The following is a 20,739-nucleotide window of genomic DNA, read 5'->3' on the forward strand; positions in this document are numbered from 1 at the left end:
CGGGGGCGTGTGCCTTCTCCGCATAAGCCATCCAGACACTCACGGCGTTGTTCACATGCCCCATTGTGCGTCGCACAAGAAAGGATCACAATCGATCTGGCGATGCGCCATGAAACGGCTTCAAGTCCTGATCTAAAGCGTTATTGCGATGTGAGTGCTTCATGGGTGCGCTGCAGCGTCTTATGGGGACGTTAACGGTCCTGACCCCTTCAGTAAGAGGCGGATCGCACCCTCAATGAAGGTCTGCAGCCCAGCGACAACGATGCACCAGCTGCGTCCATGGATTTCAGGGACCGAAGGAGACAAGACGATGCCGATCTCGCAGGCGAGAGTTCCCACTGCCGAGGCAAGCCGCTACCTGAAGCAGCTCTGCCGCCATTGGAGCCATAAATTCCCCGTGGAAGCGACGGACGCGGCCGGTACGGTCCCGTTCGGCGAAGATCGCGTTTGCACGTTCCAGGCAGAGGCCGATGCTTTGTTGATGCGTGTCGCGACTCCTGATCCAGCTGGTCTGACGCGGCTGGAAAACGTGGTGGCCGACCATCTCATGCGTTTCGCCTTCCGCGAGAATCTCGGCGAAATCACTTGGTCGCGCGCTGCTTGACCATCTCGCTGCGAGTTCCGCGCTTGAATCAGCATCACGAATCCCGATCTTGCTGAACGCCCGCCCCGTGGCATATGCGGGATGGAGCTGAGGAGATTGGTGATGACGACGAGCACTGGGGCTGACACGACCGCCCTCTCCTTCGACGAGCGGATCAGCCGCCTCGCCGAGGTGGCGGTCCGCATTGGGCTCGGACTCCAGAACGGCCAGGAATTGGTGATGACGGCGCCGCTCGAAGCCGCGCCTCTCGCCCGTGCGATCACCACCGAGGCTTACAAGGCCGGCGCGTCCCTGGTGACTACCTTCTATTCCGACGACGCTGCGACCTTGGCGCGCTTCGCCCACGCACCTGAGGACGCGTTCGATACGGCGGCGGGCTGGCTCTACAGCGGTATGGCCGACGCGTTCCGGAACGGAGCCGCAAGGCTTGCGATCGCCGGGGATGATCCGTCGTTGCTGGCTGGACAGGACGCCCAGAAAGTCGCTCGCGCCAATCGCTCGCGCTCGAAGGCCTATGTGCCGGCTCTCGAACTCATCGCGAATTTCGCCACGAATTGGACGATCGTTTCAGCGGCGACCCGCCCCTGGGCACGGACCGTTTTCCCGGATTGCGCCGAGGACGAAGCCCTCTCACGCCTGTGGAACGCGATCTTTGCGGCGTCTCGCGTTGACGGTACCGACCCGGTGGGTGAGTGGAAGGCGCATAACGACGCTCTCCACGCCCGCACTAAGATTCTCAACGAGCATCGCTTCGCTGCCTTGCGGTTTCAGGGACCGGATACCGACCTCACCGTCGGCCTTGCCGACGATCACGAGTGGTGCGGTGGGGCCTCCGTTTCGCGCAGCGGAATCCTGTGCAACGCCAATATTCCCACCGAGGAGGTGTTCACCACACCTCACAAGTCGCGGGTGGACGGCCACGTGGCAAGCACCAAGCCCTTATCCTACCAGGGCACACTGATCGACGGCATCCGGGTAAGATTCGAAGATGGGCGCATCGTCGAGGCGACGGCTCGCACAGGGAGCGATGTCCTCGCGCGCGTCCTCGACACGGATGAGGGGGCTCGCCGTCTAGGTGAGGTCGCCCTGGTGCCGGCTTCGTCTGCTATCTCCGCTTCTGGACTGCTGTTTTACAATACCCTGTACGACGAGAATGCGGCGAGCCACATCGCCCTGGGGCAGGCGTACAGCAAATGCTTCCGCGACGGCGGTGAAGGCTTCAGTGAGGACGATCTCACGGCACGGGGTGCGAACCGCAGCCTGATCCATATCGACTGGATGATTGGCTCGGTCGAGATCGACGTCGATGGCCTCACCGCCGAAGGGCGCGCCGTGCCGGTTATGCGCGCTGGGGAATGGGTGGGCTGAAGCGTCGAAGGCAGTAAGCGGGCCAAGGCTCAGAAACCCGGCCCCTTCGTCGCGCCGAGAATGCGGGCGGGATGGGCCAGCGTCCCACTCTGGAGCATGACCACGTAGCTGTCGGCATGACCTGAACGAGCGAGGCTACGCGGGAGCTCGAAATGCGCGGCCTGGCCCATCCAGGCTCCGACCTTGTGCATCCCGCGCACCACGTTCACGTAATCGACCACCTGTCCCTTGTTCTCACCGTGCCCGACTGTCGTCCTGTGCCTGCGCAGGATCGGGAGTAGCCAGACCTCGCCGCTTCCCCGTCCGGCGCCGATATCGATGGTGATACGGTCCCCCTGGTCCGTTGCCTTTACAGGCACCATAAGGCCCCCCGACTGTCGCGCCGTGCGGAGGCTTCGGTCGAGGAAGGCTTGGTCCGACCTGACCGGGGATGGCTCGCCGTTGACGATGGCCTGCGGTGTGAAAAGCTGGCGCTCGCCATGGCTCAGAGCATAGGCGCGCTGGCGTTCGGTGAAGGCTGGGATCGCGAGTTCGTCCTTCCAGCCAAGATAGTCCCAGTAGGTGACCGGAAGGGTCAGGGCGATGATGTCGGCCTGCTGGGCGTAATCCCCCATCATCCGCGAGGCCTGCTGGCAGGCGCCGCAACCTTGGCTGGTGAAGAGCTCGATCACCGCGCGAGGCGGCTCGGCGTGTGCCGGGCCAGTCATGCACGAAAGGAGAAGTGTCAGTGTGAGAGGGTTCAGCGCGGAGCGGCGTAGCCGTAAAGCGGATCGGACCATATCCCTATGTGACAGCGCCTCAACCGGAAACGGAAGTCACGTTGCCTCGATGGGCCGTGGATGGATCAGGCTGCTTAACTGGAGCAACCTTGGGTTTGGGCAGCATGTTCGGCCGCCACCGCCTATGCATCCACAGCCATTGACCCGGATTTTCCCGAATCCATTCCTCAACCACGCGTGTCATCGCCTGCATTGCACCCTGCACATCGATTTCACCCTTGGCATCGCGGGGTAGGTCGAGGGGAGGCGTGAGTTCGAGATGGAAGCGCGCATTGTCCTTGCGCACCACGCGGACTCCGTGGACGGGGCATTCGTAATGCTTGGCGAGCTTGGCGAGCAGCGGATTCACCAGAACGGGTCGACCAAAGAACTCCACGACTACGCCACGGGTGAAATGCTGATCGATGAGCTGGCCGAGATGGCCGCCGCGTTCCACGACGCCCTGCATGGAAAATACGGCGCCCTGCCCCGCCGCTGCCAGGCCACCCATGGTCTCTCGGCGCACCTCGGCGACGAGGCGAGCCGAGGCTATATCGTTGGGCGGCCGGAAAATCGCCGTGGCCTCGAGGCCGTAGCGAGCGGCGCAGATCGCCGGCAATTCCCAGTTGGCAAGGTGTGCGGCGAAGATCAGCCCCGGCTTGCCGTCGTCGCGCAAAGCCTCGAAATGCTCCGCGCCGGCAACGGACATGCGCTGACTTGCTGGATCGGTGGGGTCGATATCGAATAGGGTTGCAAGATGTGCGTATTCCGCTCCCGTCCGGCCTAGATTGTCCCAGGCTTGGCGCGCGAGCGCCCTGATCGCGGCCTCATCTTTCTCGGGATAGGCGGCACGCAGGTTCGCCAATGCGATGCGGTTCGCGGGTAGGAACGGACCTACTCTCCGTGCAATCGCCCCGCCGGTCCGGCTCGCCCGCTCGGTCCCCAGCAATCGCGCCAGCCAGAAGAGGCAGCGGACCAACGGAATCATGGCGATCCCCGCCATCCGGGGCAGATGGCGGTTCAGGACGAGGGCAAGACGCAGCACGAGACTATCCGGGAGTGGCTATCGCGCTCGTGTAGAACATTTTCCGGGTAAGGGGCAGCCTGAGGTGAATGCGAGTCTCGCCGCCCAGGCGACATATCAGTCGATCGCCACGAGGATTTTCCCGAACACCTTGCGCGATTCCAGGCGTTCCAGCCCCTGTGAAAAGTCCGCGAGTGGCAGCACGGTATCCACTACTGGCGTGATCCCCTCGGCCATTTTCGCCAGGGATTGGCGGATGTTGGCCATAGAGCAGCCGAAGGACCCAGTAATGCGGTACTGTTGCTGGAACAGCTGCATGAGGTTCATGGTCGTAGAGACACCGGAGGTGGAACCACAGGTGACGAGGCGGCCGCCGCGCTTGAGGCAGAGGAGCGAGCCGTTCCAGGTGTCCGGGCCGACATGCTCGAACACTACGTCTACACCCTTTCGCTTGGTCAGGCGGCGGACCTCGCCCTCGAAGCGCTCGTCGCGGTAGTTGATGACGTGATCGGCGCCCAGCGCCTTGGCCATCTCGCCCTTCTTGTCGTCGCCCACCGTCGTGAACACGGTGCAGCCAATGGCTTTGGCCATTTTGATCGCGGCGGTACCGATGCCCGAGCCACCGGCATGAACGAGGATGCTTTCGCCAGGCTCCAGCTTGGCATTGTCGAACAGCATGTGCTGGACGGTGCCGAAGGCGATCGGAGCACAGGCTGCATCGGTGAAGCTCACCCCATCGGGTACCTTCACTACGAGACGTGCCGGCATGGTGACACGCTCGCGCGCGAACCCGTCGATATGGAAGCCCATAACGCCGGAGACGTCCTCACACAGGTTGTCTCGACCTTCCCGGCAGGACTTGCAGCGACCACACGTCTGCGCGCCGTACATCACCACGCGGTCGCCCTCACGCAAATCCGTGACGCCCTCGCCAACGCAGACGATCTCGCCCGAGGCTTCTGCCCCTACCGTGAGCGGCATCTTGCGCTTGGCGAAGGCCATCCCGCGAAAGCCCCAGACGTCGATGAAGTTCAAGCCCACCGCTCGCACGCGGATCTGAACCTCGCCCCCGCCGGGAGCTGCCGGCGGATCGACCTCGCTGAGGCGCAGGTCGCGGTCACCGAAGAGTTGGAGGGCTTGCATCGGGCTTGTCTCTCGTCGGGCGCTTCGGGCTCCGAACCTCCTTCGTACCACCTCATCCTGAGGTGCCCGCGTGGGCGGGTGTAGAGGGAGGGCTACGGGGCCCGCGTGCCGTCTGGAGTCCTCCTTCGAGGCCTCCACAATGCTCCGGCACCTCAGGATGAGGGAACGGAATGGGTAGGGCGCCTTATCGACTGAAAGTCGGCTCGGCTCAATCCGGCGCGAGGTAGCGTCGCCGCGCCCAGCCGAGGATCGGACCGGCCTTGACCCGACACCAAGTGAGGCCGCTCGGCGTCTCGTTGGTGCAGCCGAAGCCGCGCAGGCGCGCGCCTTCTGGCGCTTGGCCCAGTACGGGCGCGGAGGCATCCGGGGTCTCGCGGATACTCAACGCGTCGCCGCGCGGAAGACCATCGACGCGGAAAGCGCCGGTTTCGGCGATTGCCGGAGTTGCTGTCAGAACCAGCGCGAAGATGAGGCGAAGGCGCAATGGATCGTCCGCCTCAAGTCCGATGGACGCCCATCATCGCTGTCAGCCCACCGTCGACCGGTAGAACGGCGCCGGTGATGTAGGCGGCGCCATCTCCCATGAGGAAGGCTACCAGCGCCGCCACTTCCTCCGGCTTGGCGAAGCGTCCGGACGGAATCTGCTTCTCTATGCCGGTGCGGTGCGCAACATATGGAGCCATCATGTCAGTGTCGATGAAGCCCGGCGCGATGACGTTGACGGTTACCCCACGCTTGGCAGATTCGATCGCCAGCGTCCGGCAATAGGAGATCAGCGCACCCTTCGTCGCCGCATAAGCGGCATTACCCGGATTGGCCTGGAGGGCCGCCACCGAACCGATGGCGACGATGCGGCCGGAGCGTCCGCGGATCATGCTGCGCACCAGCGCTTTCGCCATGCGGGTCAGCGACCAGAAGTTCACCTGCATCGCCGCCTCGGCTTTGTCCTGCGCCATCATCGCGGCCAGCACGTCGTAGGATTGGCCTGCATTGTGGACCAGCCCGTAGAACGCTTCCCCCTCCTGGGCCTCGCAGAAAGCCTCTAGGGCATCGCGATCGGCGAGGTCGAGAGGGTGGGCGGTGATCGCCCGTTCGGGGTGATTCTGAACGAGTTCGGCGACAAGTCGCTCCGCCGCCTCGCCCGATGACCGATAGGTGAAACCGACGTCGTAGCCGGACGTGACCAGCGCGCGTACGATGGCCGATCCGAGGCCGGAGGCGCCGCCCGTGACGAGGACGCGGCGGGACACTTCGTTCGTCATGCCGGCTCGTCCCCAAGGACGAGGCAGGTATTCTGCCCGCCGAATCCGAAGGAATTGGACAGAACACGGCTGACGCGCGCGTCGCGTGCGCTCGTCACCACGTCGAGGGAGAGGGCCGGGTCCGGCACCATGTAGTTGATCGTCGGTGGGATGCGGCCATGGGCGACGGTAAGGAGTGAAATCACCGCCTCGATAGCCCCGGCGGCGGTCAGCGTATGACCGATCATCGACTTGTTCGATGAGATCGGCAGGGAGCGTATCCGGTCACCGAATACGGCGGCGCAGCCCAACGCCTCCATCTTATCATTTTCCGGCGTCGACGTGCCGTGGGCGTTGATCGTGTCGATCGAATCCGGCTCGGTGCCAGCATCGTGCAGGGCTGCGCGGATGGCGGCGATGCCGGGCGCCCCGTCCGGGCTCGACCGGGTACGGTGAAAGCCGTCACCCTTCTCGCCGCAGCCGAGAACGTAACCGAGGATCGTCGCGCCGCGCGCACGCGCTGCCTCGGCATTCTCGAGGACCAGAGCGGCGGCCCCCTCCCCCATGACGAAGCCGTCGCGGTTCTTGGAGAACGGCTTCGAGGCCCCCTCCGGCGGATCATTCTGGGTCGAAAGAGCGGAGAGCAGCGAGAATCGGATCAGTGATTCCGGGTTCACCGAACCGTCGGTGCCGATACACAGGGCCGCCTGCATTTCGCCCCGCCGGATCGCCTCGACGCCGAGCTGGATTGCCGTGGCGCCGGATGAGCAGGCGGTGGACAGCGAGATCGGCGATCCTTTGGTGCCGAACCGATCGGCGATGTTGTCGGCCACGGTAGCGAAGATGAAGAGATCGTGCCAGGCGTCGAACCGTCCGCTCGATGCCGCCCGCTGGAGGTCGGAATAGGTAATGTCGCCGTTCTGGCCGGACGCCTGTGCCAGCGACTGGCGCTGCGGCCATTCCATTTCCACCGGCGGTACGGCGATGAACAGCGCGCCGGGGAAATTGCCCTTCGTCCCGATGCCGGATTGGGTAATTGCCTCCTCGGCCGCCTCTTCGGCGAAGCGCTGCGAAAGGGCAGGCGCCACGAGCGGGTCGGTGTCGAGGAAATCTACCGTGCCGGCGATGCGGGTGCGCAGGCCGTCTGTAGGAAAACGGGCGATGCTGTGGATGCCGGACCGGCCCGCGGTGAGCGCGGCCCAATTGTCGACCTGTCCCTGCCCCAGGGACGTGACGATGCCGAGGCCTGTCACGGCGACCAGCGGCCTGCCATGGCTGTCCCGGAATTTCCGTGAATCGGGGGGAGAGGAATTCGTCATCGCGCCGTCTTGCTATCGTTCCGACCGAACGGCCTTGAAGATGCCCCGCCCCGAACATTCGGGCCGATCGATCACGGTTGCACCGGTCTTAGCGGAATTTCCGTTCGCTGACAGCCACATCCCTGCCGGTCACGACAGCGCGCTTAACCGGATCACGCCCTCACCACGGCGATGGCCGACGGTGGTGATCGTGATCTCGCGCGCCGTTCCTTCCGAAATGAGTGCGGCGGCGAGTGCCGCCCCCAGCGGCGCCGTAACTTCGAGCGAATGGCCGGTAAGGTCCCCGAGGGCTGTGATGGGGGTTCCGGGCGTCAGTACGTCCAGGGCAGCACGCTCCTCGGCAGTGATCTCTTTGACGCCGGTGGCACCCGAGATCACCAGATCCGGCTTGGAAGCGGCCTCGCCCCACAAGGTGGAGAGGCTACGCCCTACGCTGCCGGCCTCGCGCCGGGGGCGATCGCTTTCCACTGGGAGAAGGCGGGCGAAGATCGTCGCCTCGCGCGCCGCTGCGGTCTCGGCGGCTTCCAGCATGAGGAAAGCGGCGGTACTTCCCAAAATGAAGCCGGCCTCGCCTTCACCCTCGCGCTCGAAAACCGGCCGGTAATCGCCCTTCCGCAGGTATCCGCCCATCTCGTGGACGACGAGAACGTCGGGACGTTCCGCGCTGTAGGAACCGCCCACCAGCATCGTGTCGATCTGGCCCGAAGCGATGCGGCTCTGGGCATTACGCAAGGCGTCGACGCCCGAAGCCTCCTCGCCCATGAACGTGCGTGAGGCGCCCGTGACGCCATGGACGATGGCGATGTTGCCGGCGAGCAGGTTCGAGAGTTGGGCCAGAAAGAGGGTCGGGCGCAGGTCGTTCTGCAGGTGCTCGTTGAGATAGGCGCCCGGGTCGGCCGCGTCGCGCAGGCCGGTCAGGATCGCACCGTCCACCGCGGTATCACGCTCGCCGCCGCCGCAGGCGACGACGAGATGCATCGCTGCCTTGAAGGCCGCGTCCTGTTTCACCCCAGCCGAGTCGAGGGCAAGCCCGGCCGCGTAGACGCCCAGGCGCTGCCACGCCTCCATCTGCCGCTGGTCGGATTTCTTGGGGATCTGTCCATCGAGCAAGAGTGGCGGGGCCGGATGGACGGGATAGGGCGCAAAGCGCTCCGTATCCGTAGCCTTTGGTCTGCCCGCTGCGAAGGCTTCGAGGTGGGCGGCGATTCCCTCTCCGGCACACGAGACGAGGCCGATGCCGGTGACGACCACGTCGCGCCGGTCCATGCTGGTCTTGCTCATGCCGGAACCGCTCCCCCGGGGGGAGCCCCTGCCGCAACCGCGCGATCCATCAGGCCGATCCGCTCCGCGCGTTCGCGCATGGGAGCATCGAGCCCTGCGGGAAACGGCATGGTTCGGAAGCGCAACTCTGCATCGGCCAGAGGTTTGCCCTCGTGGCGGATGGAAGCCTTGGTCACCGCGTAGCCAGAGCCGTCATGCTCCAGACTTGCCTGCACGACGAGTGTCGCCCCAGGGCCGACGAAGGAGCGGAACCTCGCCTTATCGACCGCCATCAGGAACGGCATCTGCACGAAGTCGAGATGGGCGAGGAGCAGGTATCCCGAGGCCTGGGCCATGGTCTCCGTGAGGAGTACCCCGGGCACCAGGGGATGACCGGGAAAGTGACCCTCAAAGACCGGGCTCTCCATCGGCACGTGAGCTAGCGCCTCGATCCGGCCGGCGGCCTTGTCGAGACTCGTCACCGTGTCGATCATCTCGAAATATTCGAGGCGCATGGCGTCAAAGGCTCCGCTGGGGACTAGAGGCTCCGCTGGACACTCAAAGGCTCGGCCTGGCTGGGCTCGCCCTTCAGGCCTTGGTGGCCTTCTCGGCCACCAGCGCGTCGATGCGGGCGCAGAGGTTCTTCAGCACGAAATACTCCTCGGCCGGCACCTTGCCCTCGTTGACCTCCTGGGTCCAACGCTCCAGCGGCAGCTTGATGCCGAAGGCTTTGTCCACCGCGAAGGCGATGTCGAGGAAGGCGAGCGAATCGATGCCAAGATCCTCGATGGCGTGACTCTCGGGCGAGATGGTGTCGCGCGGGATGTCGGCGGTGTCGGCGATGATGTCCGCGACGCGGTCGAACGTAGCGGTGGTCGGCTGGTCAGACATGCGTTCTCGCCGTTATCTTCTCTATGGCGCGCCGTGGCGGATCCGGTGTCGGATCCCATGGCGGGCGCGGCCGGTCCGAGGCTGGCGCGTGAACCCGGCGCCCCCCGGGTCGCGCAGCATGCCCCCGAAGCGGCGTCGCGCCGCTTCCGATCGAAGGCGGTCCCTTACACGAGGGGGTGGTGCCGGGCAACCTTGACAGATACTCGGCTCGGGCTCGCGCCTTCGTGCGCCTGCGGGGCGCCCCGGACCATTCCGCCCGTTGATGCCTTGACATACATGCGGAGGCGCGCCCGTTCGGCGTGGACCTGTGCTCTACTTTCTGCGCGAAACCATCGAGCGTGAGGCATGCCAGGAGGCGGCAGAGGTGACGAGAATGGAACGACCTACACCTGTCAATGCGGCGGAGCTGCCGACGGACCATCGCAGCCGCGCCCAAGGAGGCGCGCGCATCGCCCTGGTCCTGGCGCTGTCCGCCCTCGGCCTGTGGGTGCTCCACCCGTTCCTTCCGGCGCTGGCCTGGGCCGTGATCCTCGCCATCGCGCTCTGGCCGCTCTATGCGAAGGCGGAACGGCGCTGGCCGCCCGGTGGCCACAACATCCTGCTGCCGAGCCTGTTCACCCTGGCGGTAGCGCTGGTCTTCCTCGCGCCCCTGGTGGTCCTCGGGGTACAGGCGGCGCGGGAGGCCCATGACGCGATGGCCTGGGCCAAGTCGGCCGAGCGGAGCGGTATTCCCGTACCGGAATTCCTGTCCCACCTTCCCTACGGCGCGGCCAAGGCCAGCGCGTGGTGGAGCGAGACTCTCAGCCACCCGTCCGCCGGGTCCGAGATCCTGCACAAGCTCGACAACTCGACCACGATCGGCCTGACCAAGAGCCTCGGGGCTCAAGTGGTTCGCCGGGTTGTACTATTCGGCTTCACCCTGCTGACGCTGTTCTTCCTGTTCCGCGACGGGCGAGGGGTCATTGCACAGACGCTTAGGGCGAGCGCCCGCCTGTTTGGCCCGCGCGGCGAGCGGGTGGCCCGCCAGATGGTGGCTTCCGTCCATGGCACCGTCGATGGTCTGGTGCTGGTCGGCCTCGGCGAAGGCGTTCTCCTTGGAATCGTTTACTATTTTGCGGGCGTTCCGCATCCGGTGTTGCTCGGCGCGCTGACGGCTGTGGCGGCGATGATCCCCTTCGGAGCGCCGCTGGTCTTCGGCATTGCCGCGCTGATCCTGCTCGCCGGCGGTGCTGTGATCCCGGCGGCGGTGGTGGTGGTGGCAGGCTTCGTCGTCACCTTCGTCGCCGACCATTTCGTGAGGCCGGTCCTGATCGGCGGCACCACCCGCCTGCCCTTCCTCTGGGTGCTGCTCGGCATCCTCGGCGGGGTCGAGACGTTCGGTCTGCTCGGGCTTTTCCTCGGCCCGGCGGTGATGGCGGCCTTGGTGCTGCTGTGGCGGGAGTTCACCGATGGGGACGAGGCGCAGGCCACATCCATAGGCCCGCGCGGACCGTAATTCGAGCAGCCCGCAACCGCCATAGGACGCCCGAAACGACCGCCATCGGACGGTGTTTCGAGGGATTGCAAAGCCGGCTCAGATTCCGGTGGAATTTCCGGGACGAAAGGCCCTCCCCTGACCGGGGAGAGCCTTCCTCGCATCGTAGGCTTACGCCGCCAGCGAGCGCAGGACGTAGGGCAGGATTCCGCCGTTGCGGAAGTATTCCAGCTCGTCCAGCGTATCGATCCGGCAGGTGAGCGGCACCTCTGTCTTGGTACCGTCGGCGGAGGTGATCTCGGCGATCATGGTCTGGCGCGGCTTGATGTCGCCCGAGAGGCCGAGAAGGCTGACGGTCTCGTCACCCTTGAGGCCGAGCGACGCCCAGGACGCCTCGCCCTGGAACACCAGCGGCACGATGCCCATGCCCACGAGGTTCGAGCGGTGGATGCGCTCGAAGCTCTCCGCCACCACGGCGCGGACGCCGAGGAGCTTCGTGCCCTTGGCCGCCCAATCGCGCGACGAGCCGGTGCCGTATTCCTTGCCGGCGAAGACGACGAGCGGCGTGCCGGATTCGGCGTATTTCTGGGCGGCGTCGTAGATGTACATGCGCTCGCCCGAGGGCTGGAACAGGGTCCAGCCGCCCTCGACCACATTGCCGTTCTCGTCCCGGACCATCTGGTTCTTGATGCGGATATTGGCGAAGGTGCCCCGCATCATGACCTGATGGTTGCCGCGGCGGGTGCCGTACTGGTTGAAGTCCTGCACCCGGACCTGATGCTCTTGCAGGTAGGCGCCAGCCGGCGAGGCCGCGCGGATGTTGCCTGCCGGAGAGATATGGTCGGTGGTGATGGAATCCTGGAACAGGCCGAGGATGCGGGCATCGACGATGTCGGTGATCGGCGCCGGCGTCTTGGTCATGCCCTCGAAATAGGGCGGGTTCTGCACGTAGGTGGAGGTCGAATCCCACTTGAAGGTCTCGACCTCGGTGACCTCGACGGCCTTCCAGTAATGGTCGCCGCTGAACACGTCGGCGTAGCGCGACTTGAACAGCGTCGAGGTGATGTTGGCCTCGATGAATTCGGCGACCTCCGCCGTGGAGGGCCAGATGTCGGCGAGATAGACCGGCTGGCCATCGGAGCCAATGCCCAGCGGCTCGGTGGTGATGTCGATCTGCATCGAGCCGGCGAGCGCGTAGGCGACCACCAGCGGCGGCGAGGCCAGGTAGTTGGCGCGCACGTCGGGGTTCACGCGGCCTTCGAAGTTGCGGTTGCCGGAGAGCACGGCCGCCGCGACCACGTCGTTGTCATTGATCGCCTTGGAGATCGGCGCCGGCAGCGGGCCCGAATTGCCGATGCAGGTGGTGCAGCCGAAGCCGACGAGGTTGAAGCCGAGCGCGTCGAGGGGCGCCTGCAGGCCCGCGCTCTCCAGATACTCGGCGACCACCTGTGAGCCGGGCGCCAGGGAGGTTTTCACCCAGGGCTTGGAACGCAGGCCCTTGGCGACGGCGTTGCGGGCGAGCAGCCCCGCGCCGATCATGACGCTCGGGTTCGAGGTGTTGGTGCAGCTCGTGATCGCGGCGATCACCACGTCGCCATGGCCGATATCGTAATTCGCACCCTCGACGGGGTAGCGCTTTGCGATGTCGGCGGCTCGTCTGAACTCGGTCTCCATGGACTGGGCGAAGCCGGGCTTGGCGCCGTCCAGCAGCACCCGGTCCTGCGGCCGCTTGGGTCCGGCCAGCGACGGGCGCACGTCACCCATGTCGAGGGAGAGGGAATCGGTGAAGACCGGGTCCGGGGTCTGCGCGTCGCGCCACATGCCCTGGGCCTTGGCATAGGCCTCCACGAGGGCGATCCGGTCGTCGGCGCGGCCGGTCACCTTGAGGAAGTCGATGGTCTTCTGGTCGATGGGGAAGAAGCCACAGGTGGCGCCGTATTCGGGGGCCATGTTGGAGATCGTGGCGCGGTCGGCCACCGCCATGTCGTCGAGGCCGGGGCCGTAGAATTCCACGAACTTGCCGACGACGCCCTTCTTGCGCAGCATCTGCGTCACGGTGAGCACGAGGTCGGTGGCGGTGGTGCCCTCGGGCAGCTTGCCCGACAGTTTGAAGCCGACGACCTCGGGGATCAGCATGGAGAGCGGCTGGCCGAGCATGGCGGCCTCGGCCTCGATGCCGCCCACGCCCCAGCCGAGCACGGCGAGGCCGTTGACCATGGTGGTGTGCGAATCGGTGCCGACGAGGCTGTCGGGATAGGCGAGCTCGGTGCCGTCTTCGGTCTTGGTCCACACCGTCTGCGACAGGAACTCGAGGTTCACCTGGTGGCAGATGCCGGTGCCGGGGGGGACGACGGAGAAGTTGTCGAAGGCCGACTGGCCCCATTTCAGGAAGGTGTAGCGCTCGCCGTTGCGCTCGTATTCCAGCGCCACGTTGTCGGCCAGGGCCTTCGGGGTGCCGAACTCGTCGACGATGACCGAGTGGTCGATGACGAGATCGACCGGGACCAGCGGGTTGATCTTCTGGGGGTCGCCGCCGAGAGCGACCATGGCGTCGCGCATCGCGGCGAGATCCACCACGGCGGGCACGCCGGTGAAGTCCTGCATCAGCACGCGCGAGGGGCGGAAGGCGATCTCGGTCTCGACCTTGCCGAGGTTGCCGAGCCACGCGACGGTGGCGGAGATGTCGTCCTTCTTCACCGAGCGGTCGTCCTCGAACCGCAGCAGGTTCTCGAGGATGACCTTCATCGAGAAGGGCAAAGCCGTCGCATCGGCGAGGCCGGCCTGCTCGGCATGGGGGATCGAGTAGTAGGTATAGGATTTGTCGCCGACGGTGAGGGTCTGGCGGGAGTGAAAGCTGTCGAGTGATGCCACGGCTTGTTTCTTCCTCACGAGCGGTTGTCGAACACGCGCAGGCATGACCTGCGCCACGAAGTCGTGTTCGGCTGGAGCGCTTCTAAAAAAAGCGCGCGCCGCTCCGGGGGTGCCCGGACAGGATGTTGCGCGACGAGCGATTTGGACGCTCGGGACTCGCGCGGCGCAGCCTGCGCCCCGTATAGAACACTTCGAAACTGGCCGCTACGCCCTGCTGTGACACGAGCGCAGGAGTGTCGGGGAGAACGTGGACGTTGGGGCACATGCGGGTTAAGCAGATCGAAGAGCCGGAGACCGCCATGATCGCCCTTCGCCTACCCCCGGATATAGAGGAGCGCCTGGAGGCACTCGCCCGCCGTACTGGCCGCAGCGCACACGACCATGCGAGCGATGCGATCCTGGATCATCTCGAGAACCTCGAGGATCTCGAATTGGCCGAGCGACGCCTCGAAGAGCATCGTCGTGGCGAGAGCGAAACGATCCCGCTGTCCGACCTGATGACGCGTTATGGCGTGGATCATTGATTTCACGCGGACTGCAGAAAAGGATCTCGCCAAGCTCGATGATAGTGCAGCCAAGCGTATTCTGACCTTCCTGCGCCACAGAGTCTCGTCTCTGGACGACCCTCGAATGATCGGCGAAGCCCTGAAGGGCTCAAAACTCGGCGAATTCTGGAAGTATCGGGTCGGCGATTATCGCGTGATCGCGTCGATCGAAGACAGTGCCGTCCGCATCCTCGTGGTCAGGATTGGCAATCGTCGCGAGGTCTATCGGTAGGGGCATGGTGAAAAGACCCAACTCGTCTCACGACGGGGGCCTGAACCAAGGCCCTGCCGACGGATGGACTTATCCGTGCGGCTGACCGCTACGAACCTCGCCGCCCGCCGCTCCGGCCGCCGCATCTTCTCGGGTCTGTCCTTCGCGCTCGGCCCCGGCGAGGCCTTGATGGTGACGGGGCGCAACGGGGCGGGAAAATCCACCCTGCTCAGCCTTCTCGCCGGCCGGTTGAAGCCGGATGCCGGCACCATCGCGGTCGCCGACGTCGGTGAGGCGACGCTGGCCGAATGTCTCCACGTGGTCGGCCATCGCGACGGGCTGAAAAGCCCGCTGACGGCGGAGGAGAACCTCACCTTCGCCCGCGACCTCCTAGGCGCGCCCACCGCGAGCCCGGCCGAAGCGCTGAACGAACTCGGCCTCGGCCATGCCCTGCGGTTGCCGGTGGCCTACCTCTCCGCCGGCCAGCGCCGCCGCGTCGCCCTCGCCCGGCTTCTCGTGTGCCGGCGTCCGCTCTGGCTGCTCGACGAGCCGACCGCGGCCCTCGACACCGCCTCTCAGGCCGTGCTCGCCGGATTGATGGCGCGGCACCGGGCCGAGGGCGGCCTCATCGTGGCGGCCACCCACCAGTCCCTCGGCCTGGACGATGCCCGCGAACTGCGCATCGACGAGGCGTTGAAACCCGCACCCGCCCCAGCCAGCGGGAATGCTGCCGATTCGGAGGTGTGGTGGTGATCGGCGTGATGCGCGCTCTCATCGCCCGCGACCTGCAGCTCGCCGCCCGCGTCGGCGGCTCGGGCGCCCTGTCGCTGGTCTTCTTCTTGATGATCGTCGCCCTCGTGCCGTTCGCGCTGGGGCCCGACCTCAATCTTCTCTCGCGGATCGGTCCGGCCATCCTCTGGCTCGCGGCGGTGCTCGCCACCCTGATCGGCCTCGACCGCCTGTTCCAGGCCGACGAGGAGGACGGCTCCCTCGACCTGATGACCGGCGCTCCCGCGCCGATGGAGATGGTGGTGCTCGCCAAGGTGGTCGCCCATTGGCTCACCACCGGCCTGCCGCTGGCACTGGCTTCGCCGCTCTTCGGGCTGCTCGTCGCCCTCGACGGCACCGCCATGGGCGCCACCTCCCTGACTTTGCTGCTGGGGACGCCGGCCCTGACCTTCATCGGCGCCGTCGGCGCCGCGCTCACCGCGTCGATCCGCCGGGGCGGCCTGATCCTCGCCGTCCTGGTGCTGCCGCTGATGATCCCGACGCTGATCTTCGGCGTCTCCGCGACCGAGGCGGCATCCGGCGGCACGGTGCCCTTCACGACGCCCCTGCTGATCCTGTCGGCCCTCAGCCTGATCGCGGCGGTGATCGGGACCTTCGCGGCGGCCGCGGCCCTGCGCTGGTCGGAATGATCAGCGCCCTTCCGCGACCGGGATGACGATCTCGTTGCGCCGCAGGAAAGGGATCGCGAAGGGCGGATCGTAGCTCAGCACGCTCGAAGGCCCCGTCGTCTCGCGGGCCATCTTCGCCAGGACCTGCCGGAGAACCGCCTCGCGTTTCTCACGGGCTCTCGCATCGAGTGTGCCGGAGAAGTGGAGCGCGGCGAAGGTCGCGGCAGGCAGCCGAGCGATGCGGACCGCCGGGTCGGTCGGGACCGGCGGTCCGGCCTTCGCGATGGCGGCGGGCAGGAAGAAGCGCATGACGCGCAGATCGCCGCCCTGCTCCACCGGCACGGTCATGGCAATCAAGGTGCCCTGTTCCACCGGCACCGTCATCGCGATGCGGTCGTCCCCGCCATTGGAGCCGGTGATGTACCGGAACAGCCGGCGAAACGCCTCGGCATCGCCCGGTCCCGCCATGTCGGTCTCGACAGCGACACGCGGTTCGTAGCGACGGATCTCGACGTTGCGGGGCAATTGCTCGACCACCTCGTAGCGCGGCTGCTCGTAGGTGGCACGGATGCCGACCACGGATAGGAGCGATTCCGCGAAGGTCAGGGCGTAGTAGAGGGCTTTGTCGAGCATGGCGCCGGCTCAACGCCCCATCGACGGCCGCGTTTCCAATCCGGCCGCCAAACGGCGCCATTCCGTCGGCGGCAGGCCGGTCCAGCCACGGAACGCGCGGGTGAAATGCGCGGCATCGGCATAGCTCAGATCGAGGGCGATGCGGCCAACCGGCCGGTCCGTCCGCGACAGGAGGTGCTTGGCCTCCCCGATCAGAATCTGGGTGAGGCAGGCGCCGTAGCTGGTGCCGTGCGCCTCGAACCGGCGCTGAAGCGAACGCCGCGACAGACCGAGCCGGCGGCAGAGCCAATCGATGGAGGGGCGCCTGTCGAGCAGGCCGAGGCGGAGGAGATGCCCCGTGCAAAGGAGAAAATCGCTGGGGTCCGGAACCCCGGCCATGTCCAGGACCGCCGCTGCCTTGGCCGGTCGCGGGTTCCTCGTCGCGATGAGGTCGGCATCGAAGCTCACGACGGCACCCGGCCCGAGGCGAAGCTCGCAGCCAAGCGCGGTCTCGATCGCCCCGCGATCCTGCAGCACCGCTCCCGAGAGACCGACCTCGTCGGGCACGAAGCCCGGCCCCAGGAATCGGCGGAGCACATCGAGGATGTAGCCGAGCGCCAGCATTTCGTTCTTCTGCCGCCCGACGGGACTGTCGTCCGTGACGGCATAGGTCACATGGGCGCGGCCCGCCCGGACCGATACGTCCATCCGGGTCGCGGTCTGCAAATGATCGACGATGAGGGTGGTGCCGAGGGCCAGCGCCTCGCCCAGGGTCGCGGAGGCGCAGACGCGGATCCCGTATGGGCCGAGGCTCGGCACGCCCGCACCCAGTGACAGCCGGGCCGGCAGAGCCGAGTCGCCGACCTCGCGGGCCGCCTCCTCCACGATGCGCAACTGGTCTCGCAACAGGATCAGCCGATCCGGCTCATCGATCAGGGCCATCGGCATCTCGGCCCTGCCGAACACGCGGGCCACCGAACCGCCGGCGCGCTCAACCGCGTCCGCCACCGGCCCCATCGAGCGTGCCTTGGTCAGACCGATCAGCATCCCGTCGCGCCCCCGGACGAGAAGGTCGCCGAGGTGGCACCGGATGGCAAGAAGGTGTGTTCCCGCTCGGCTATCGAAGAGTCGGACGATCAGGCGCCGATGCAGAGCGCTACCGATCTTGGGCAAGGACACGCCATGCGCACGATTCATCGAAGCCGCACCGTCGCGCTCGGCGTCGGGATCGCACTTCTATTGGGCGCCCTGCTCTGTTCCGCCGATCCCGCTCCGAACCTGGCGATGCTGCCGATCCGGATGCTCGACACGTCCGGCGAGCCGAAGGACCAGACCTCCGAACATGCCGCCCGCCTCGCGGCGATGGCCCAGGGGCTCTCCGCCCGCCTCTCCGCCAAGGGCTGCTTTCGTGTGGTCGGCATCGACGCGGAGGCCCTGGCGCGGTCCTGCCCGGGAAACGAGCCGGCCTGCATCCTCGGCGTCGCGCGGGCGAACGGCGCCGGGCTCGCCTTCGTCGGCGTGATCCACAAGAGCAGCACGCTGATCATGCAGATGTTCGCCCGTATCGTGGAGACCGGCGGCGGCGCGACGACCTTCTCGCGGGAACTCAACTTTCGCGGCGACAACGACGAATCCTGGCAGCGCGCGGAAGCCTTCCTCGCGCGCGAGATCGAGGACGATCGGCCCGGTGGGGAAAACGCGAGGACGTGCGCGAAGAAATGATCGACGCGGCCGAAGCTGCGCGTAACACCCGCATTGATGCTGCACCGCACCTTGGGCTAGGTCCACGGACCATGTGGACACGTCTTGCCCATCCCGGTCACTTCCTGCGCTGGACCGGCCCCGTGATGCCCTGGCTCGCGGGGCTCTCGGCCGTGCTGCTCGCAATCGGCCTGTACCTCACCTGGTTCGTGGTCCCGCCCGACTACCAGCAGGGCGAGACCGTGCGGATCATGTATATCCACGTGCCGGCGGCCTGGCTCGGCGTGTTCTTCTACGGGTCGATGGCGATCTCGGCGATCGGCACCCTGGTCTGGCGCCACCCCCTCGCGGATGTGGCGCAGCGCGCCGCCGCGCCGATCGGGGCGGCCTTCACCTTGATCTGCCTCGTCACCGGCTCGCTCTGGGGCAAGCCGATGTGGGGCACCTACTGGGTCTGGGACGCGCGCCTGACCTCAATGCTGATCCTGTTCCTGATCTATTGCGGCATCATCGCCCTGTGGCGCACCATCGAGGACCCGAACCGGGCCGCGCGCGCCATCGCGATCCTGACGCTGGTGGGCGCCGTGAACCTGCCGATCATCAAGTTCTCGGTGAACTGGTGGTCGACGCTGCATCAGCCGGCCTCGATCATGCGGATGGGCGGCTCCAGCATCGATCCCTCGATGCTCTACCCCCTGCTCGAGATGATCCTCGCCTTCACCCTGCTCGGGATCACGCTGCATCTCTACGCCATGCGCACGGAGATCCTGCGCCGCCGCGTCAGGGCGCTCACCATCCGCGAGGCCGAGCGCCTAGATGCCGATCCGCGTCCGGCCCGGCCCCTCGGCCAAGCGATCCGGGGAGTCTGAGCGATGGCTTCCCTCGGGCCGCATGCCGGCTTCATTCTCGGCGCCTACGCCTTCACTGCCCTCGTCATCGGCGCCCTGATCTGGCGCTCGCTGAGTGATCATCGGGCGCAGAAACACGCGCTCGCGGCCCTTCAGGGCGATGCGGGGGAGCGCCCGTGAGCGCCGCATCCTCGTCGGCGCCGGTGCGCCGGTCGCTCCTCGTCATCGCGCCGCTGGTAATCTTCGCGGCGCTGGCCCTGGTGTTCTTCATTCGCCTGCGATCCGGGGCCGACCCGGCCGCGATTCCCTCGGCGCTGATCGGGCGGCCGGTGCCGGCCTTCGCGTTGCCGGCGTTGCCCAACCTCGTCGGCGGCGAAGGCCAGGCCATTCCCGGTCTTTCCAGCGCCGACCTCAAGGGCCGCGTGACGGTGGTCAATTTCTGGGCGTCATGGTGCGCCCCGTGCCAGATCGAGCATCCGCAACTGATGCGGCTGGCGCGTGAGCCGGGCGTGAACCTCGTCGGCATCGACTACAAGGACGCGCCGGAGAACGGCCGCCGCTTCCTGTCGCGCAGCGGCGTCCCGTTCCAGGCGGTGGGCATGGATTCCACCGGCCGCACCGGCATCGATTTCGGCGTCTACGGCGTGCCGGAAACCTTCATCATCGGCGCCGACGGCGTGATCCGCGACAAGCTCGTGGGGATCGTCACGGCAGAGAACTATGCGTCGGTGCTGCAGAAGATCCGGGCGGCGGAGACGATGGCCACTGTGAAACCCTGATCCGGCGACGGGCTTTCCCTACACGTCGGGCTTCGCCTCGGCCTTGCGGTCGTAGCGCATAAGAAGCGGGGTCTGCGACAGGGCGAACAGGATGGTCAGGGGCATGATGCCGACCACCTTGAAATTGGCCCAGAAGGCGTAAGTCTGCGTCCGCCAGACCACCTCGTTGATGGCGGCCAGGGCGAAGAAGAACAATCCCCAGCGGAAGGTGAGCTTGCGCCAGCCCTCCTCGGTCAGGTCGAAGACCGAGTCGAGCACCACCGACAGCAGGGATTTCCCGAACAGCAGGCCGCCGAGGAGGATGGCGCCGAACAGGGCGTTCACGATCGTCGGCTTGATCACGAAGAACGTCTTGTCGTGCAACGCCAGCGCCATGCCGCCGAAGACCAGCACGACGATGCCGGAGACCAGCGGCATGATCGGCAGCCGTCGCAGCAGAGCGAAGTGGATGGCCAAGGCCACCACCGTCGCCACCACGAACACCCCGATGGCCATGAAGGTGCTGCTGTCCTCGCTCAGGCCGAACCGCGTGCCGAACGAGTTCAGCAGGAAGAACAGCACCAGCGGCCCCATTTCCAGGGCGAGCTTGGGCACCGGGTCGAGATGGCGGCGCGGCGGCACGGATTCGATGGGCAGGATCATGATCGTGAGCGGCTCGTGGTTCGGCACGCCCGGACGCAAAGCGGCGCCGGG

24 protein-coding genes are annotated in these 20,739 nt (G+C 66.4%); 11 read left to right on the forward strand and 13 right to left on the reverse strand.

What is annotated here, in order from left to right:
- The first annotated feature begins 310 nt into the window (after window positions 1-310).
- Window positions 311-604 (forward strand): DUF2218 domain-containing protein, encoded by a 294-nt coding sequence (locus tag ACYQOP_RS22635; protein ID WP_056427510.1) that lies wholly within the window; start codon window positions 311-313, stop codon window positions 602-604.
- 102 nt (window positions 605-706) lie between these two features.
- Window positions 707-1,972: an aminopeptidase gene (locus tag ACYQOP_RS22640; RefSeq protein WP_461224285.1), complete on the forward strand. Its 1,266-nt coding sequence runs from the start codon at window positions 707-709 to the stop codon at window positions 1,970-1,972.
- A 29-nt stretch (window positions 1,973-2,001) separates the two neighbouring features.
- Here the strand turns inward: ACYQOP_RS22640 and ACYQOP_RS22645 are convergent, their stop codons facing one another.
- From ACYQOP_RS22645 to ACYQOP_RS22685, 9 genes are all read right to left on the reverse strand, one after another.
- The gene (locus ACYQOP_RS22645) at window positions 2,002-2,679 is read right to left on the reverse strand and encodes a DUF1223 domain-containing protein (RefSeq protein ID WP_461224287.1); all 678 of its coding nucleotides are present in this window, start codon (window positions 2,677-2,679) and stop codon (window positions 2,002-2,004) included.
- 91 nt (window positions 2,680-2,770) lie between these two features.
- Window positions 2,771-3,775: a lipid A biosynthesis lauroyl acyltransferase gene (locus ACYQOP_RS22650; protein ID WP_461224289.1), complete on the reverse strand. Its 1,005-nt coding sequence runs from the start codon at window positions 3,773-3,775 to the stop codon at window positions 2,771-2,773.
- 96 nt (window positions 3,776-3,871) lie between these two features.
- Window positions 3,872-4,897 carry a zinc-binding dehydrogenase gene (locus ACYQOP_RS22655; protein WP_461224291.1) on the reverse strand — a complete coding sequence of 342 codons (1,026 nt, stop codon included), beginning with the start codon at window positions 4,895-4,897 and terminating at the stop codon, window positions 3,872-3,874.
- Window positions 4,898-5,105: 208 nt separating this feature from the next.
- The gene (locus tag ACYQOP_RS22660; protein WP_207413773.1) at window positions 5,106-5,381 is read right to left on the reverse strand and encodes an SH3 domain-containing protein; all 276 of its coding nucleotides are present in this window, start codon (window positions 5,379-5,381) and stop codon (window positions 5,106-5,108) included.
- A 13-nt stretch (window positions 5,382-5,394) separates the two neighbouring features.
- Window positions 5,395-6,159, reverse strand: coding sequence for an SDR family NAD(P)-dependent oxidoreductase (locus ACYQOP_RS22665; protein ID WP_461224294.1), 765 nt, complete (start codon window positions 6,157-6,159; stop codon window positions 5,395-5,397).
- Entirely contained in the window at window positions 6,156-7,457 is a 1,302-nt protein-coding gene (locus tag ACYQOP_RS22670) for a beta-ketoacyl-ACP synthase (protein ID WP_461224296.1), read from the reverse strand. The genes ACYQOP_RS22665 and ACYQOP_RS22670 overlap by 4 nt, the downstream gene beginning before the upstream one ends.
- Window positions 7,458-7,586: 129 nt before the next feature.
- Entirely contained in the window at window positions 7,587-8,738 is a 1,152-nt protein-coding gene (locus ACYQOP_RS22675; RefSeq protein WP_461224298.1) for a beta-ketoacyl-ACP synthase, read from the reverse strand.
- Window positions 8,735-9,232: a 3-hydroxyacyl-ACP dehydratase FabZ family protein gene (locus ACYQOP_RS22680; protein ID WP_207413765.1), complete on the reverse strand. Its 498-nt coding sequence runs from the start codon at window positions 9,230-9,232 to the stop codon at window positions 8,735-8,737. Before ACYQOP_RS22680 ends, ACYQOP_RS22675 begins: the two co-directional genes overlap by 4 nt.
- Before the next feature lie 73 nt (window positions 9,233-9,305).
- Complete coding sequence (locus ACYQOP_RS22685) at window positions 9,306-9,608, reverse strand: acyl carrier protein (protein WP_461224299.1); 303 nt, start codon at window positions 9,606-9,608, stop codon at window positions 9,306-9,308.
- A 373-nt stretch (window positions 9,609-9,981) separates the two neighbouring features.
- Between ACYQOP_RS22685 and ACYQOP_RS22690 the strand changes: the two genes are divergently transcribed.
- The gene (locus ACYQOP_RS22690; protein ID WP_461224301.1) at window positions 9,982-11,103 is read left to right on the forward strand and encodes an AI-2E family transporter; all 1,122 of its coding nucleotides are present in this window, start codon (window positions 9,982-9,984) and stop codon (window positions 11,101-11,103) included.
- Window positions 11,104-11,253: 150 nt separating this feature from the next.
- Here ACYQOP_RS22690 and acnA read toward each other — a convergent pair whose 3' ends face one another.
- Window positions 11,254-13,953 (reverse strand): aconitate hydratase AcnA, encoded by a 2,700-nt coding sequence (gene acnA, locus ACYQOP_RS22695; protein WP_461224303.1) that lies wholly within the window; start codon window positions 13,951-13,953, stop codon window positions 11,254-11,256.
- A gap of 299 nt (window positions 13,954-14,252) precedes the next feature.
- Here acnA and relB point away from each other — a divergent pair, with 299 nt between their 5' ends.
- The 4 genes from relB to ccmB all read left to right on the forward strand — a co-directional run bounded on the left by relB (window position 14,253) and on the right by ccmB (window position 16,127).
- Window positions 14,253-14,477 carry a type II toxin-antitoxin system RelB family antitoxin gene (gene relB / locus ACYQOP_RS22700; RefSeq protein ID WP_339160158.1) on the forward strand — a complete coding sequence of 75 codons (225 nt, stop codon included), beginning with the start codon at window positions 14,253-14,255 and terminating at the stop codon, window positions 14,475-14,477.
- The gene (locus ACYQOP_RS22705; RefSeq protein ID WP_461224305.1) at window positions 14,461-14,730 is read left to right on the forward strand and encodes a type II toxin-antitoxin system RelE family toxin; all 270 of its coding nucleotides are present in this window, start codon (window positions 14,461-14,463) and stop codon (window positions 14,728-14,730) included. Before relB ends, ACYQOP_RS22705 begins: the two co-directional genes overlap by 17 nt.
- A 75-nt stretch (window positions 14,731-14,805) precedes the next feature.
- Entirely contained in the window at window positions 14,806-15,462 is a 657-nt protein-coding gene (gene ccmA / locus ACYQOP_RS22710; protein WP_056427485.1) for a heme ABC exporter ATP-binding protein CcmA, read from the forward strand.
- A gap of 8 nt (window positions 15,463-15,470) precedes the next feature.
- Window positions 15,471-16,127, forward strand: coding sequence for a heme exporter protein CcmB (gene ccmB / locus ACYQOP_RS22715; RefSeq protein WP_311275579.1), 657 nt, complete (start codon window positions 15,471-15,473; stop codon window positions 16,125-16,127).
- On the opposite strand, the gene ACYQOP_RS22720 is transcribed toward ccmB, so the two are convergent.
- Together ACYQOP_RS22720 and ACYQOP_RS22725 are read right to left on the reverse strand one after the other, a co-directional pair.
- The gene (locus ACYQOP_RS22720; RefSeq protein ID WP_461224307.1) at window positions 16,128-16,739 is read right to left on the reverse strand and encodes an SOUL family heme-binding protein; all 612 of its coding nucleotides are present in this window, start codon (window positions 16,737-16,739) and stop codon (window positions 16,128-16,130) included.
- Window positions 16,740-16,748: 9 nt separating this feature from the next.
- The gene (locus ACYQOP_RS22725; protein ID WP_461224309.1) at window positions 16,749-17,765 is read right to left on the reverse strand and encodes an AraC family transcriptional regulator; all 1,017 of its coding nucleotides are present in this window, start codon (window positions 17,763-17,765) and stop codon (window positions 16,749-16,751) included.
- Window positions 17,766-17,900: 135 nt separating this feature from the next.
- On the opposite strand from ACYQOP_RS22725, the gene ACYQOP_RS22730 reads away from it, so the two are divergent.
- The 4 genes from ACYQOP_RS22730 (at window position 17,901) to ACYQOP_RS22745 (ending at window position 20,046) form a co-directional block, all read left to right on the forward strand.
- Complete coding sequence (locus ACYQOP_RS22730; protein ID WP_461224311.1) at window positions 17,901-18,440, forward strand: DUF2380 domain-containing protein; 540 nt, start codon at window positions 17,901-17,903, stop codon at window positions 18,438-18,440.
- 71 nt (window positions 18,441-18,511) lie between these two features.
- On the forward strand, window positions 18,512-19,288 hold the full coding sequence (locus tag ACYQOP_RS22735) for a heme ABC transporter permease (RefSeq protein WP_056427478.1): 777 nt from the start codon (window positions 18,512-18,514) through the stop codon (window positions 19,286-19,288).
- 3 nt (window positions 19,289-19,291) lie between these two features.
- Window positions 19,292-19,447, forward strand: a complete 156-nt coding sequence (ccmD, locus tag ACYQOP_RS22740; protein WP_419953883.1) for a heme exporter protein CcmD — start codon at window positions 19,292-19,294, stop codon at window positions 19,445-19,447.
- The gene (locus ACYQOP_RS22745; protein WP_461224314.1) at window positions 19,444-20,046 is read left to right on the forward strand and encodes a DsbE family thiol:disulfide interchange protein; all 603 of its coding nucleotides are present in this window, start codon (window positions 19,444-19,446) and stop codon (window positions 20,044-20,046) included. Before ccmD ends, ACYQOP_RS22745 begins: the two co-directional genes overlap by 4 nt.
- Window positions 20,047-20,064: 18 nt before the next feature.
- Here the strand turns inward: ACYQOP_RS22745 and ACYQOP_RS22750 are convergent, their stop codons facing one another.
- Window positions 20,065-20,682: a septation protein A gene (locus ACYQOP_RS22750; RefSeq protein WP_311275578.1), complete on the reverse strand. Its 618-nt coding sequence runs from the start codon at window positions 20,680-20,682 to the stop codon at window positions 20,065-20,067.
- Window positions 20,683-20,739: the final 57 nt, after the last annotated feature.

It is taken from the genome of Methylobacterium sp. CM6247, assembly GCF_054817925.1.

Bases quoted from the DNA above. Each gene is read 5' to 3' on its own strand.
- ACYQOP_RS22685 (WP_461224299.1), bottom strand. From the start codon at position 9,608: ATGTCTGACCAGCCGACCACCGCTACGTTCGACCGCGTCGCGGACATC.
- ACYQOP_RS22680 (WP_207413765.1), bottom strand. From the start codon at position 9,232: ATGCGCCTCGAATATTTCGAGATGATCGACACGGTGACGAGTCTCGAC.
- ACYQOP_RS22725 (WP_461224309.1), bottom strand. From the start codon at position 17,765: ATGCTGATCGGTCTGACCAAGGCACGCTCGATGGGGCCGGTGGCGGAC.
- ACYQOP_RS22665 (WP_461224294.1), bottom strand. From the start codon at position 6,159: ATGACGAACGAAGTGTCCCGCCGCGTCCTCGTCACGGGCGGCGCCTCC.
- relB (WP_339160158.1), top strand. From the start codon at position 14,253: ATGATCGCCCTTCGCCTACCCCCGGATATAGAGGAGCGCCTGGAGGCA.
- ACYQOP_RS22730 (WP_461224311.1), top strand. From the start codon at position 17,901: ATGCGCACGATTCATCGAAGCCGCACCGTCGCGCTCGGCGTCGGGATC.
- ACYQOP_RS22635 (WP_056427510.1), top strand. From the start codon at position 311: ATGCCGATCTCGCAGGCGAGAGTTCCCACTGCCGAGGCAAGCCGCTAC.
- ACYQOP_RS22720 (WP_461224307.1), bottom strand. From the start codon at position 16,739: ATGCTCGACAAAGCCCTCTACTACGCCCTGACCTTCGCGGAATCGCTC.
- ACYQOP_RS22690 (WP_461224301.1), top strand. From the start codon at position 9,982: ATGGAACGACCTACACCTGTCAATGCGGCGGAGCTGCCGACGGACCAT.
- ACYQOP_RS22675 (WP_461224298.1), bottom strand. From the start codon at position 8,738: ATGAGCAAGACCAGCATGGACCGGCGCGACGTGGTCGTCACCGGCATC.
- ACYQOP_RS22645 (WP_461224287.1), bottom strand. From the start codon at position 2,679: ATGACTGGCCCGGCACACGCCGAGCCGCCTCGCGCGGTGATCGAGCTC.
- ACYQOP_RS22655 (WP_461224291.1), bottom strand. From the start codon at position 4,897: ATGCAAGCCCTCCAACTCTTCGGTGACCGCGACCTGCGCCTCAGCGAG.
- ACYQOP_RS22705 (WP_461224305.1), top strand. From the start codon at position 14,461: ATGGCGTGGATCATTGATTTCACGCGGACTGCAGAAAAGGATCTCGCC.
- ACYQOP_RS22670 (WP_461224296.1), bottom strand. From the start codon at position 7,457: ATGACGAATTCCTCTCCCCCCGATTCACGGAAATTCCGGGACAGCCAT.
- ccmD (WP_419953883.1), top strand. From the start codon at position 19,292: ATGGCTTCCCTCGGGCCGCATGCCGGCTTCATTCTCGGCGCCTACGCC.
- ccmB (WP_311275579.1), top strand. From the start codon at position 15,471: ATGCGCGCTCTCATCGCCCGCGACCTGCAGCTCGCCGCCCGCGTCGGC.
- ACYQOP_RS22735 (WP_056427478.1), top strand. From the start codon at position 18,512: ATGTGGACACGTCTTGCCCATCCCGGTCACTTCCTGCGCTGGACCGGC.
- ACYQOP_RS22640 (WP_461224285.1), top strand. From the start codon at position 707: ATGACGACGAGCACTGGGGCTGACACGACCGCCCTCTCCTTCGACGAG.